The 13,919-nt window shown below is 64.0% G+C and carries 10 protein-coding genes; 2 read left to right on the top strand and 8 right to left on the bottom strand.

Annotation, left to right across the window (positions count from 1 at the left end):
* Positions 1 to 56: 56 nt before the first annotated feature.
* From CIC12_RS15585 to CIC12_RS15550, 8 genes are all read right to left on the bottom strand, one after another.
* Positions 57 to 422, bottom strand: coding sequence for a response regulator (locus CIC12_RS15585; RefSeq protein WP_042326613.1), 366 nt, complete (start codon positions 420 to 422; stop codon positions 57 to 59).
* Between the two features lie 20 nt (positions 423 to 442).
* Complete coding sequence (locus tag CIC12_RS15580; RefSeq protein WP_168664977.1) at positions 443 to 1,414, bottom strand: chemotaxis protein CheX; 972 nt, start codon at positions 1,412 to 1,414, stop codon at positions 443 to 445.
* Between the two features lie 37 nt (positions 1,415 to 1,451).
* Positions 1,452 to 1,991, bottom strand: coding sequence for a hypothetical protein (locus tag CIC12_RS15575; protein ID WP_168664976.1), 540 nt, complete (start codon positions 1,989 to 1,991; stop codon positions 1,452 to 1,454).
* Positions 1,988 to 2,737, bottom strand: a complete 750-nt coding sequence (locus CIC12_RS33640; protein ID WP_274597558.1) for a methyl-accepting chemotaxis protein — start codon at positions 2,735 to 2,737, stop codon at positions 1,988 to 1,990. The genes CIC12_RS15575 and CIC12_RS33640 overlap by 4 nt, the downstream gene beginning before the upstream one ends.
* Before the next feature lie 26 nt (positions 2,738 to 2,763).
* The gene (locus CIC12_RS15565; protein WP_168664975.1) at positions 2,764 to 5,154 is read right to left on the bottom strand and encodes an ATP-binding protein; all 2,391 of its coding nucleotides are present in this window, start codon (positions 5,152 to 5,154) and stop codon (positions 2,764 to 2,766) included.
* Between the two features lie 383 nt (positions 5,155 to 5,537).
* Complete coding sequence (locus tag CIC12_RS15560; RefSeq protein ID WP_168664974.1) at positions 5,538 to 7,019, bottom strand: efflux transporter outer membrane subunit; 1,482 nt, start codon at positions 7,017 to 7,019, stop codon at positions 5,538 to 5,540.
* A complete protein-coding gene (locus tag CIC12_RS15555) occupies positions 7,016 to 10,222 on the bottom strand; it encodes an efflux RND transporter permease subunit (protein ID WP_168664973.1) in 3,207 nt (1,068 codons plus the stop codon). Before CIC12_RS15555 ends, CIC12_RS15560 begins: the two co-directional genes overlap by 4 nt.
* A 14-nt stretch (positions 10,223 to 10,236) precedes the next feature.
* Complete coding sequence (locus CIC12_RS15550; protein WP_168664972.1) at positions 10,237 to 11,457, bottom strand: efflux RND transporter periplasmic adaptor subunit; 1,221 nt, start codon at positions 11,455 to 11,457, stop codon at positions 10,237 to 10,239.
* A 346-nt stretch (positions 11,458 to 11,803) separates the two neighbouring features.
* On the opposite strand from CIC12_RS15550, the gene CIC12_RS15545 reads away from it, so the two are divergent.
* Together CIC12_RS15545 and CIC12_RS15540 are read left to right on the top strand one after the other, a co-directional pair.
* Complete coding sequence (locus CIC12_RS15545) at positions 11,804 to 12,541, top strand: response regulator (RefSeq protein WP_168664971.1); 738 nt, start codon at positions 11,804 to 11,806, stop codon at positions 12,539 to 12,541.
* A complete protein-coding gene (locus CIC12_RS15540) occupies positions 12,525 to 13,772 on the top strand; it encodes an ATP-binding protein (RefSeq protein ID WP_168664970.1) in 1,248 nt (415 codons plus the stop codon). Before CIC12_RS15545 ends, CIC12_RS15540 begins: the two co-directional genes overlap by 17 nt.
* Positions 13,773 to 13,919: the final 147 nt, after the last annotated feature.

Here is a 13,919-nt window from a genome sequence, read left to right as displayed (position 1 = left end):
GTTTTGCAGCTCCCGAAAACCCTCACCTTTCGCGTGCCGCGCGGCTGCCGAGCCGCTTAGCCCGCCAGCTTGCGGAACGTTTCCAGCACCGCATCGCCCTTGAACGGCTTGACGATCCAGCCTTTGACGCCGGCCGCCTTGCCGCGCTCCTTCATCGCCGGGCTGCTTTCCGTGGTCAGCATGATGACGTTCACGGTCGTGTTCGCGAGTTCGCCGCGAATCTTCTCGACCATCGTCAGGCCGTCCATGTTCGGCATGTTGACGTCGCTGATCACGAGCTTGATGCCGGGGCTGGCCTTCAACCTGGCGAGGCCATCCTTGCCGTCCACCGCCGTGTCGACGTCCAGACCGTTCTTCTTCAGAAAGCCGGCCACTTCGTCGCGCACCGTGCTCGAGTCATCCACCACCAGAATTTTCGACATGTTGTTTCCTTTAACACTACTCAGAACAGATCCAGTTCGCCTGCTTCGACCATTGCGCCGACATCGCCGGAGACTTCCCGGAAATCTTCCGGCGACCAGTTCAGGCTGAACACGAAACGTTGATGCAACCTGACCGCGCGGCCCGATTGCGGCTCACGCAGCCAGTACATGAAGCACAGTTGCGGATTGCCGCTGCCGAACGAGATGTACTTGTGCTTGTGATTCACCAGCAGCGGCACTTGCACGTCGCTGCGCCGCGATGCATCCGCGTCGCCCACATAGCGGTTCTTGAACGAGCCCCATACGAGGTTCGTCACTTCACCGAGCACGCTGTTCAGATCGCGGAAATCCGCCTCGCCGTCGGGCGCGTTGTCGATCATCCGGTAACGGTCGAGCAAGTCGAGAATCGGCGTCTCTTCGGCCTGCATCATCATGTAGCCGCGGCACCACGCGCTTTCCAGCGGAATCAGGCTGAACACTTCGCCGAAGATGATGCGGTCGCGCACGATGTACGGCGTATCGCACGTAATGGTCAGGTCCTTGAACACGTCGCCAAGAATCGCCTGGGTCATCTCGGCGATGCCGCGCACCAGCGCGTTCGGATAGTCGAGACTGAAAATGTATTCGTCGATCACGCGGCGCAGCGGCGCCATATCGTGCGCGACGTAAGCGGCGCAGACCACGCGGCGCAAGCTCTCGGGCAAGCTCTCCGTGCCCGGGTCGCGCTCGCGCCGCATGATGATCGGCAACTCGGGACGCACCGCGTTGATCCGGATCGCGAGTTCGGCGCTGGCCTCGGGCGAGCCGCCGTAGTTTTCGGCGAACAGTACCGCGCCAAGATCGATGTTCGAGCGCAGTACCGACTGCAAACGGTTCTTGCCCACTTTCACGCCGACCAGGTTGTTCTCGTCGCAAAAGCGCTTGAGCGCCTCTTTGTGCGCGGCGCAATCGTCCAGCACCAGCACCTTGCTGACCGGTTCGTTGAAATTCATTTCACTTTCCTGAGAGCGGCGACGCATGCTGTCATGGTCAAAACAATTCCAGTTCGCCGCTGGTTTCTTCGATGGCGCTCGTGTCCGCGACGAAGTCGAGCGGCGCATGCGCGCACACGCACACGGTCGCGGCGAGCCGCACGTCGCCGTTGAGCACAACCGAATACGACGACAGCAGAGCCGGCTTCAATTCATGCAGATGCGGCAGGCAACGCGCTTTCAGCACATACGGCGTCGACATGCCGAGGTCCGGAAAGTAGCGCAACAGTTCCTGGTTCATCGCGCCGCAGCACAGGTTGCAGATTTCCAGAAACACTTCCTGGAACGGCCGTTCGTCGGTATCGTTCAGGTAATAGCCGCGCGTGCTGTCGTCTTCGTCGAAATGCAGGATCAGCAGCAGCCTGAATACGATCGACGAAATGGTCAGCAAGACCACCTGCGTGTCCTTCGTTGCACCCGCGCCGGCGTCGGCAAGCGGTGCGATCTCGCAGAGGTCGTCCGCATTGACGGGCAGGCGCGTTTGCGCCGCCTTGCGGAAGATACGTTCGAAGCTGTCACGGGCCTGGGCCGAAATCACATCGGCACCTCATCGAGCTGCGCATGAAAGCGGTTGGCGAGCGACTCGACACTGGCAAGCGACGCCGCGATCATCTTGCCGCCCGCCTGGATATCCTGGAACGTGGACGTCGTGGTCAGGTCGTTGCGATGCAGGCTGTCGCGATAGCTCTTCGACAACTCCTCGGAACGCGCGGCGAGCGAGCGCACTTCGCTCGCCACCACCGCGAAGCCCCGGCCGGCCGGCCCCGCGCGCGCCGCTTCGATCGACGCGTTCAGCGACACGATCACCACATGCCGCACGATCGACGACAACTCCTGATTCTTCGCGTGCATGTCGTGGTTCTGCGTCATCAGCGAGATCATCTGCTCGTGCCAGCGCTCGAACGTCGCGCCAAGGCCTTTCAGACGCGCAGCCTCACCGGCGATCTGGCGCGCCTGGTTGGTCCACTGCTCCGTGTGGCCGTGCGCGGCGTCGAGTGACGCGCGCAATTCATCGGCGCGGGCTGACTGCTGCCTCAACTCGTCACGCAACTGTTCGGTCAACGCATGTAAGGCCTGCTCGGCCCGCTCGCGGTCGATCAGCGCTTCGCGATGCGCCGCGTGCGCGGCTTCGAGCGCGTCGATGCGCGCTTGCGCTTCACCGCGCAGCCGCGCCGCCAGCTTCGCGCTGTGCAGCTTGTGAGCGGCCCATGCGGGCAGCGCGATCAACGCGCCGCCCCCCAGCGCAGCGAATAGATACTCTTGATACTGTTGAATCACAGCCAATCCTTGCGAAGTCCGTCGGTCGGCGCTTAGCCCGCCACTGCGTCGAGGTGCAGCTCGCCGGTCTGGCCGCGCGCCTGAACGCCGAGCGTATCGACCGCGACGCTGTCCGGCAGACAGACGATCGTCTGGAACTGACGGAACGGCGCGCCCGTGTGGTCATCGGTGAAGCGCAGTTCGATACTGCCGTTCTCGCGTCGCAAGAAGTCGCGCACGGCGTCCATGCCGACGCCACGGCCCGACACTTCGGTGACCGTCTCCGCCGTCGAGAAGCCGGGCCGGAAAATGAAGTCCGCCACCGCTTCGTCGCTCAGCGCGTCGTCATTGCCGATCCAGCCGCGCTCCCGCGCGATGCCGCGAATCCGTTCGAGCGCGAGACCACGGCCATCGTCGCTGAGCGTGATCTGCAACGCGCCGCTGTCCACGCCCACTTCGATGTCGATCGTGCCGGCCGGGGTTTTGCCTTGCGCACCGCGAACCTCGGCGGTTTCGATGCCGTGGTCGATCGAATTGCGCAGCAGATGCATGAACACGTTGCTCAGCGTGCCGCCCGCCTGGCCGCGCAAACGATAACCGTTGTCGTCGATCCGCACGGCCGGGGCGGGCTTGCCCAACTCGCTCGCGAGCGACGGCAGCGAATCCAGCACGCCGGACAGCGCGTCGCGTACGCTCTGGCTGCCCAGTGCGCGCAGCGTGCGGCGCAGCGCATCGCGCATCGACTGCAATGCGTGAAGCTCGGCGGCGTCGGTGCGCTCCAGCATATTGAGGGTCTGCTGGATGTCGTCCTTGTGGACCATCACGTAGCGGCCCGCGTTGCCCGCGTCGTTTGCCTGGCCTTTGCTCTTGCGCCCGAGGCTCTGCTCGTTGATCTTCGCGTAGCTTTCGATCGCCTCGCGCACCCGCGTCAACTCGCGCATCAGATGCTCCTGATCCCACGAGCGATCCGCGTCCGGCTGGCGCAGCTCGTGATAGCTGCGCTCGGTTTCGTGCACGACGTTGGTCAGATGCTGCAGGTTGTAGGTCCGCGCATTGCCCTTGATGGTATGCATGTTGCGGAACAGCTCGGCGATCGCCGCATGATCCGCTTCGGAATGCTTGCGAATGATGCGCTCGTTCTCGCTGACAAAGCCCGCCGAACTCTCGATGAAATGATGGAACTTCTCCTCGCTGACCGCAAGAATCTCGCCGATCATGTCGAGGCGGCGGCGCTGTTCGCTTGCTTCGGCCGCGAGCTTGCGCAGTTCGGTGACGTCACGCACACACAGCATCAGGCGTACGACGGTGTCGCTTTCGTCGGTGATCGCCGACCAGCTGAGGTCGAGTATCTTCACGCGGCCATCGGGCATGCGCTTCGAAATCTCGCCCACCAGCAGGTGCTGATTGAATGCGAAATTGATGCAGTCTTCGCCGAGGCACGCATGCGTCGCCGCGTCGATTTGCGACAGCGCGTCGGCGCCGAGTTCGGTATCCGCGAAAACGAGGTCCATCAGCGCGCGCCCGGCGATGTCCTTCGTCTCGAAGATGTCTTCCAGATACGCCGAGTACTCCGCATGAATCTTCGCCCCGTCGACCACCGTCAGAATGCCCTGCTGCATGTTCTGCAGCATCGCCTGGATGTCGGCCGTTTTCTGTTTGAGTTGCGCGGAGCTTTCCTGAATCTTCTCGATCATGCCGTTGAACGCGACGATCGAGCGGCCTATCTCGTCGAGCCGTCCCACCGGCACGCGGCGCGTGAAGTCCTGGCTCGACGCGATCTCGCTCATCATGGCCTGCATGTGACTGAGCGGGCGGGTGATCTGGCGATAGAGCAGCGCGCCGATCGAAGTCAGCAGAATGATCGCGAGGCCAGTGACGGATGCAATAGCCGTGGTCGTCGTGGCGAGCGTGGCGTTGAGCGCCGTAATCGCGTCGTCTTTCTCGCGATTCTTCTCGACGCGCAAGGTCTCGACGATGCCTTCGAGTTCGTCGCGATACTGCGCGACATTAGCGAACAGATATGCCTGCGCGAGTTCGTTCTTGCCGTCGGCTTTCATTTTCGCCGTGTCGGCAATCGCGGAGAAGTAGTTCTCGAGGCTGTCCTTCGCCTGCACGACGAGACCCTGCTGCGCGTGGCTTGCGGCCTCCTTGGCCTGCAGCGCGAGCGCCTGTTGCAGCGAGGCTTTTTTCTTCTTCAGTTCGTCCTGGGCCTGGGCGACCATGTTGGCGTCGGGCGCGTAGACGAGCGTCATCGTGGCGAGCTGCACGTCCTTGACTTGCGACACGAGGTCGGCGGATGCGAGTGCGCTAGGCACCACGCCTTCGGTCACCTTGCGTACTTCGGCGGCGCTGCCGCGCGTCTGGTAGACGGCATAGCCGCCGATCGCCGACAAGGCGACGAACATCAGAACAACCAATAGCGTGATGCGATGACGGATCGTCATTTGAACCCCCCGGGGTCTGGCCTGCGCGCCAGCCCTCGATCGGGGCAGCGCGTTTTTGTGCGAAATATGGTCTGACTTGCAGCGCTGCCGAGTATTGCCGACGCATATTACTCAGCGATGACTACATCGCTTTTTTCGCAACCGGAGGGGTTAAATTCCGTTCTAAAGTTTTCGTGGAAAAGGCCGTTATTTATCGGCCGTTCTATTGCGATGCAATTGCTTTGCTGGAAAAAACGCTCGATGTGCACGACTTCACGCGCATCCTATCGAGCCGCACGCATTCCCTTGCGCTCCCGAATTCCCTCACCTTTGAAGCTAAAGTGCGCCGACAGGTGCGCATATTCTCACCTCGCCGGCTCCCGAATCTTCTCACCTGTTCGCTGTCAGCCATGCTCCCATCCACCACCCAGCACCTTGTATAGCGTCACGAGATTCGCCTGGCGCGACAGGCTATCCGTCGCAAGCTGCTGTTGCGCGGTAAACAGCGTGCGTTGCGCGTCGAGAAAGGTGAGGAAGCTGTCCGTGCCCGCCTTGTAGCGCGCTTCGGCAAGCGTGTAGTAGCGCTGCGCGGAGGCCACGTAGTCGCGATCGGCCTGCACCTGATCGACGTAAGTGGCGCGCGCCGTCAGTGCGTTCGACACTTCCTTGAACGCGGTCTGAATCGCGCTTTCGTAGTCGGCCACCTCGATCTGCTTTTCGATTTTGGCGACATCGAGTGATGCCTTGTTGCTGCCGTAGTCGAAGATCGGCACCGACACGCTCGGCGCAAACGCCCAGGCACCCGTGCCCGCCTTGAACAGATTCGAGAGCGTCGAGCTCGACGTGCCGGCCGACGCGGTCAACTCGATCTTTGGAAAGAACGCCGCGCGCGCGGCGCCGATGTTGGCGTTCGCCGCCTTCAACGCATGCTCCGCCTGCACGATATCCGGACGGCGGGTGAGCAGCAGCGACGGCACGCCCGCACCGATGTCGGCGAACATCGATTCGTCGTCGAACGCGCGGGGGGGCGGCAGGTCGTCGGGAATCGGCGCGCCGAGCACGGCCACCAGATTGTTGCGGTCCTGCGCGACCGCGCGGCGGTAGGACGCGAGGCTGGCCCGCGCGCTCGCGAGCGAGTTCTGCGCCTGCTGCACGTCGAGCAGCGAAGAATTGCCCAGCTCCTGGACGCGCTTCGTCACGTCGAACGTGGATTGATTCGCCTTGACCGTGTCTTCGGTCAACTGCAACAGGCGTTCGTCGGCCAGCAAGGTCAGATAGTCGGTCGCCACCGTGGCGATCAGGCTGATCTGTGTGCTTTGCCGCGACGCGTCGGTTGCGAGATAAGTCTCCAGCGCCTGGCGCTTGAGGCTGCGCAGGCGTCCAAAGAAGTCGATCTCCCACGACGTGGTGCCGACGCTCAGATTGCTGACGCTGCTTGTCACGCCTTCGGTGCGTTCGCGGGTGAGGCTGCCGCTCGCGCTGATCGACGGGGCAAGCGCTGCGCGTGCGAGGCGGTATTGCGCTTCGTATTCGGCCACGTTCAAGGCAGCCACGCGCAGGTCGCGATTGTTGGCGAGCGCAATGTCGATCAGACGTTGCAAGCGCTCGTCGCGGAAGAAGGCGCGCCATGCGGTGTCAGTGGCTAGCGGGGCAGGGGTGGCGCTGGCGGCCGTGGTCGTTGCGCCACTGCCGCTCGCCGCTTCTGCGGTGGCGGTTACCGTTGCTTTTGCGTGTACGGCGGCGCTCGTGCTTTCATACGCATCGCCTTGCGGATACGTCGCCGCGACCGGAGCCGCGGGCCGTTCATAGTGCGGGTCGAGCGTGCATCCCGCCAGCATGGCGAAGGCGAACGCGGCCATGCACGCACCCGGTTTGAGTCTCATCATTCGACACCTTCCTGTTGCTTGGCGTCGCCGTGCTCACCGAACAGACGGCGCACGACGACAAAAAACACCGGCACGAAAAAGATCGCGAGAATGGTGGCGGCGATCATGCCGCCCATCACGCCGGTGCCGATCGCGTGCCGGCTCGCCGAACCCGCGCCGGTGCTGATGACGAGCGGCAGCACGCCGAAGATGAAGGCGAGCGAGGTCATCAGGATCGGCCGCAGGCGCAGCCGCGCGGCTTCAACGGTGGCGTCGAGCAGGCCGCGTCCCTCGGCCTGCAGGTCCTTGGCGAACTCGACGATCAGGATCGCGTTCTTGGTGGACAGCCCGATCGTCGCGAGCAGACCGACCTTGAAGTAGATATCGTCGGACAGCCCGCGAAGATGCGCGCCCAGCACCGCGCCGAGCACGCCGAGCGGCACGACCAGAATCACCGCGAGCGGAATCGACCAGCTTTCATACAGGCCGGCGAGGCACAGGAACACGACGACTAGCGAGATCGCGTACAGATAGATAGCCTGCGAACCGGCCACGCGCTCCTGGTACGATTGCCCGGTCCAGTCGATGCCATAGCCGGCGGGCAGTTTCTTCACGAGCGCATCGACGGCGGCCATCGCCTGGCCGGTGCTGGTGTTCGCGCCGGTTTGCGCGGTGATTTCCATCGCCAGCGTGCGGTTGAATCGCTCGATCTGCGGTGGCCCGAAGGTCCACTTGCCGGTGGCGAACGCGGAGAACGGCACCATCTGGCCGTCGTAGCCGCTGGTGGTGCTTGTGGTGCTCGTGCTGCTCGTCGTGGCCGAGCTACTGCTGGAACTGCTGCTTGCGCTGCTCGTCGTACTCGCCCTCACGTACCACCGCCCAATGTCGGACGGCATCATCCGGTACGGCGCATCGGCCTGTACGTAGACCTTCTGAATGCGTCCCGTATCGACATAGTTGTTCACATACGACGAACCGAACGCGGTCTGCAACGTGTCGTTCACATCGGCGATGGACAGCCCCAGCGCGCTCGCCTTCTCGCGATCGATATCGACATGAAACTGCGGCGTATCGTCGAGTCCGCCGGCGCGCATGCCGGACAAGGCGCTGTCCCTGGCGGCGAGTGCGATCAACTGCTGGCGCGCGGCCATCAGCTTGTCGTGGCCCTGACCCATGCGGTCTTCCAGTTCGAAGTCGAGCCCGCTTTGCGTGCCGAGTTCCTGAATCGCCGGTGGGTTGAGCGCGAAAATCTGCGCGTCGCGCTCGGCGGCAAAGTGCTGGTTCGCATGCTGGATCAGCGCCGCCGCCGAGCCGTCGCTGCCGCGCCGCTTGCTCCAGTCCTTGAGGCTGACGAAGGCGAGCGCGTTGTTCTGGCCCGAGCCGTTGAAGCTGAAACCCGTCAGCGTGATGATCTTGTCCACCTGCGGAAGTCCGAGGTAATACGCCTCGACCTTCTTCACGACTTCCAGGGTCTGCGCGGCGGGCGTGCCCGCAGGCGCGGAAATCGATGTGATGATGGTGCCCTGGTCCTCGTCGGGCAAATACGACGACGGCAGCTTCACGAAGAGCAGCGCCACGACACCGCCGATCAACACGTAGATCACCATGTAGCGCATCGGATTGCCAAGCACGCGCGAGACCGCCGAATCATAGCGATCGGTGCCGCGTGCGAGCACGCGATTGAACCAGCCAAGCATGCCGCGCTTCGGATGATGCGCGACGTCCGCGCCCCGCAGCAGCGTCGCGCACAGCGCAGGCGTGAGTGTCAGCGCGAGGAACACGGAGAGCAGCATCGCCGCGACGATCGTCACCGAGAACTGCCGGTAAATCGCGCCCGTCGATCCCGTGAAGAACGCCATCGGAATGAACACGGCGATCAGCACCGTCGTGATGCCGACCAGCGCGCCGGTGATCTGCTTCATCGCCTTGCGGGTCGCTTCGAGCGGCGACAGCCCCTCTTGCGCGATCAGCCGCTCGACGTTTTCGACGACCACGATCGCATCGTCCACCAGCAGGCCGATCGCCAGCACGAGCCCGAACATCGACAGCACGTTGATCGAGAAGCCGACCACCGACATCACCGCGAACGTGCCGAGCAACGCGACCGGCACGACGATGGTCGGAATCAGCGTCGCGCGCAGGTTCTGCAGGAACACGTACATCACGACGAACACCAGCATCACCGCTTCGATCAGCGTCTTCACCACCTCTTCGATCGAAATCTTCACGAAGGGCGTGGTGTCGTACGGATAATCGACCACGACGTTGCGTGGCAATTGCGCGCTCAGTTCGGTGAGCTTCGCGCGCACGGCCTTCGCGACGCTCATCGCATTCGCGCCACTCGCGAGCTTGACCGCGAGCGAGGCAGCCGGCTTGCCGTTCAGGCGCGAGTCGGTGCTGTAGTCGTCGCCGCCCACCTCGATGCGCGCGACGTCCTTGAGCATCACCTTCGAGCCGTCGCTATTCACGCGCAGCAGAATGTCGCCGAACTGCGCGGTCGTGGTGAGCAGGCTCGACGCCGAAATCGTCGCGTTGAGCGCCTGGGTTTTCGTCGACGGCGAGCCGCCGATCTGTCCCACCGACAACTGCACGTTCTGATTCGTGATCGCGGTGGTGACGTCGCTGGTGGTGAGGCCGAGCGCTTGCAGCTTGACCGGATCGAGCCAGATGCGCATGGCGTGCTGGGCGCCGAACAGCGTCACGTCGCCGACGCCGTCGACCTGGGTGAGCGGGTCTTCGATCTGCGTCGCGATGATATTGCCGAGATCGATGGAATTCGTGCTGCCATCGGTCGACGACAACGACACGATCATCAGAAACGAGTTCGCGGCCTTCGCGACCTGCACGCCCTGTTGCTGAACCGTCTCCGGCAGCGACGAGCTGGCCTGCTCGACCTTGTTTTGCACCTGCACCTGCGCGATGTCCGCGTCCGTCCCCTGCTGGAACGTCAGCGTGATGCGCGCCTGGCCCGCTGAACTGCTGGTGGACGACATGTAGAGCAGATGGTCGATGCCGCTCAGCTTCTGCTCGATCACCTGGGTGACGGTGGTCGCGATGGTCTCGGCGGACGCGCCAGGATAAGTCGCCGTGACCTGCACGGACACCGGCGCCACGCTCGGATATTGTTCGACCGGCAACGTCCCGACGGAAGCGCCGCCCACCATCATGATGACGATGGCGATGACCCATGCAAGGATCGGTCGGTTGATGAAGAAACCTGCCATTGAAGAGTCTCGCTTTAGCTGTGGGCGGCCGACGCGGCAACGGCGTTGTCCGCGGTGGCGGGCGTGCTGCCCGCTTCGACCGGCTTGACGAGTGCGCCCGTGCGCGCCCTCTGCGCGCCCGCGACGATCACGCGATCGCCCGCTTTGAGACCGCGGGTGATGAGCCAGTCGGCGCCCGACGCGATATCGGCGGTGACGGGCGTCTGCGCGACCTTGTTGTCGGCGCCGACCGTGAGCACGCTCGCGGAGCCGTCGGCCGCGCGCGACACCGCGAGTTGCGGCACCGTGATCGCCTGCTGGTTCACACCTTCTTCGAGCCGGGCGCGCACGAACATGCCGGGCAACAAGGTGCCGTCCGGATTGGGAAACACGCAACGCAGCGTCACGGAACCGGTGGTGGGGTCGACGGTGATGTCGGAGAACAGCAGCCTGCCCGGCTGCGCATAGGCGCTGCCGTCTTCCATCACCAGATGCACGAGCGCGCCGTCGCTGCCCGCCTGCTGCAACTGGCCGCTCGCGAACTCCTTCTGCAGACGCAGCCAGTCTGCCGACGAGCGCGTGACGTCGAGGTACATCTCGCCGGTCGCCTGGACCGTCGCGAGCGCGGTGGTCTGCTCGGCGGTGACGAGCGCGCCTTCGGTGACGCTCGATTTGCCGATGCGCCCGGCGATCGGCGCGACCACTTTGGTGTAGCCGAGGTTGATCGACGCGGTCTTCAATGCGGCGCGGTCGGCGAGCACGTCGGCCTTCGCTTCGTCGAGCGCGGCGACGGCGTCGTCGTAGTCCTGGCGGCTCACGCCCTGGATCTTCGACAATTCGGCGTAACGCGCCGCCTTGGTCTGCGCGGCGTTGGCGGTCGCCACCGCTTTGGCGAGCGTGCCGACGGCCTGGTCGTACGTGGCCTGGTAGCTGGACGCGTCGATCTGATAGAGCACGGCACCGGCCGCGACCAGCGAACCTTCGGTGAAAAGGCGCCGCCTGACGATGCCTTCGACTTGCGGCCTGACTTCGGCGACGCGAATCGCCGACAGACGCCCCGATAGTTCGGTACTCGAAACAACGGCGTGCGGCGTGATCGTTTCGACGCCGACTTCGGGAACCGTCGCTTGCGGTTCTGGCGACGCCTGTTCGCCGCAACCGCTCAGCATGAACGTGGCGGCCGCGACAGCGGTGGCCAGCAGCGTGAAGCACGGCGCGCGTCGTGACGGCTCGGCGGCGATGGAGGGAATGGGCATGCTATGGGCATCCTTCGACTGGAAACGACAAAGGGCCGTCCGGCATGCGTCGTTCGTTCGCGGAGGAAAGCCACGCAACGCGATGCCAGCGGCAAGATATGGCCGCAGCATAGTGAGCAGCGTCTTACGTTGGCTTAGGGGGGGATTACGAGGTGTAACGCTCGGCGTGGATCGAAGCGAAGACTCGCGCTTGCCACTCGAACTGGCGGCGCTGCCGTAATAAACTGTAAGGCGGGACAAGAACCCGAAACCGCCGCCAGCGCGCAATTCGCTATATTGCGGCGTAAGACAAACGGGCGGCGGCGCTGTCCGTTCATCAATCGTCCTCATCGATCAGGGCCCAGCCATGTCCGACACGCCCATCCAGGTTTTACTGGTCGACGACGACGCCGACCTTCGCGACCTGCTGCGCACATTCTTTCAGCAGCGCGGCATCGAGATGTCCGTGCTGCACGACGCCAATAATCTGGCACGCCGGCTCGAACGCGAGCGGCCCTCGATCATCGTGCTCGATCTGATGATGCCGGGCATAGACGGCCTCAGCGCGCTCAGGCAATTGCGCGCGAACGGCGACACGATTCCGGTGATCATGCTGACCGCGCGCGCCGACGGCGTGGATCGCGTGATCGGTCTCGAACTCGGCGCCGACGACTATCTCGGCAAGCCGTTCATGCCGCAGGAATTGCTCGCGCGCATTCATGCGGTGCTGCGCCGGCATGCCGGACCCGTGGCCGTGTCGACGCCGCCCGAGAAGCGCGAGGCGCTGCGCTTCGGCCGCTTCCGGCTCGAATTCGCCACCCGTACACTGTTTCGCGACGACGAACCGCTCAAGCTGACGGGCAGCGAATATGCGCTGCTCGAAGTGCTCGCCCAACATCCGATGGAAACGCTGTCGCGCTCGAAGCTCGTCGACCTGCTGCACGGGCCACACTCCGATGTGACCGAGCGGGGCATCGACGTGCCGGTGTGGCGCCTGCGCCGTCTGCTCGAAGACGATCCGGCCAACCCGCGCCGCATCCAGACCATACGCGGCACCGGCTATATGTTCGTGCCCGGCGGCGGTGACGATGAAGAATCCCTTTAACACGCTGTTCGGGCGGCTCTCGTTGATGACGGTGGGCCTGATCGTGCTGGTGCACGTCACCTCGATGGTGTTGGTGGACCGCGAGCGCGGGCAGATCGACACCGGCCATGCGCAGCGTGCGGCGCTGCTCGCGGTTGAGGCCGAACACGAAGGGTCGCTGACGCCTGTACAGATATCGAAGACGCTCGGGATTGCCAGGGTCGGCGCAAACGACGCGATTCCGTATGGCTGCCCCGCGCCTTGCGAAAACACCTCAGGTCCCTTCGAAACCGACTTGCGCGCGAAGTTGCCCGCCGGCAGCGCGGTGGTGGCCGACCCCGACAGCGGTACGGTCTGGGTGCGCTATGCGGGTCATCCAAGCTGGCTCGTGCTGCAGAATTCGATGCTGCCGGCGCGCCGCTTCCTCGGGGCGTCCGCGACGATGCTAGTGTTCGCGGTGATCGTCGCGTTGTTTGGCGCGTGGCATTTGCAGCGGCCCTTGCATCGGCTCGCGCTCGCGGCGCGCGAGTTTCGCGTCGGCCATCGCGCACCGGTCGTCGAGGCGAGCGGGCCGCGTGAGCTAAAGGAGCTGATCGGCGACTTCAACCAGATGGTGCACGAACTCGCGCAAGCCGAGCAGGAACGCGCGGTGATGCTCGCAGGCGTCGCGCATGATCTGCGCGCGCCGATCACGCGCATGCAGGTGCGCGCGGACCTGCTGCCCGATGAAGCGAACCGCCGCGGCTTTCTGCGCGATGCGGAATCGCTGTCGCGCATTGTCACGCAGTTTCTGGATTTCGCACGCGAGACGGCGGACGCGTCGCCTACCACGAGCGTCGATGCGCATTGCCGCCGGCATTACGGTGACAGTCTCGCGGATGACGCGCTCGTACGTCTCGATCTGCAAGCGGGCGATGGCTTCGGGCTGCCGCTCGTCGACCTCGACCGCATTCTGACGAACCTGATCGAGAACGCACTGACCTATGGCGATCCGCCCGTCGAAATCTCGACGTCGCGGGACAACGGCCACTACACGTTGCGGGTGCGCGATCACGGCAGCGGCATTCCGGCCGATCAACTCGATCGTGCATTGCAACCGTTCGTGCGGCTCGACGAAGCGCGCAGCGGCGATGCGCATTGCGGGTTGGGGCTCGCGATCGTGCGACGGCTCGTGCGCTACAACGGCGGTACTTTCCATGCGGATAACGCCGTCGATGGCGGTTTTGTGGTGTCGCTGACTTTTCCGGTTTAGGTTGCCGGTCCGGTGTTCGCTGTGGGTTGTCCGCTCAGGTTGTTTGATCAGGCTGTCTGAGCGGTTCGCTGTTTGGATTGCCGCGCGGTTGCGGCATCATTGCCGCATGGTTTCCGCGCGGTTCATGCGATGTGTGTCGTTCAACCC

This window comes from Paraburkholderia sp. SG-MS1, assembly GCF_012275575.1.
Taxonomy (GTDB): domain Bacteria; phylum Pseudomonadota; class Gammaproteobacteria; order Burkholderiales; family Burkholderiaceae; genus Paraburkholderia.
Note: the sequence above shows the minus strand (reverse complement) of the source record. Positions and strands in the feature narration are given on the sequence as shown.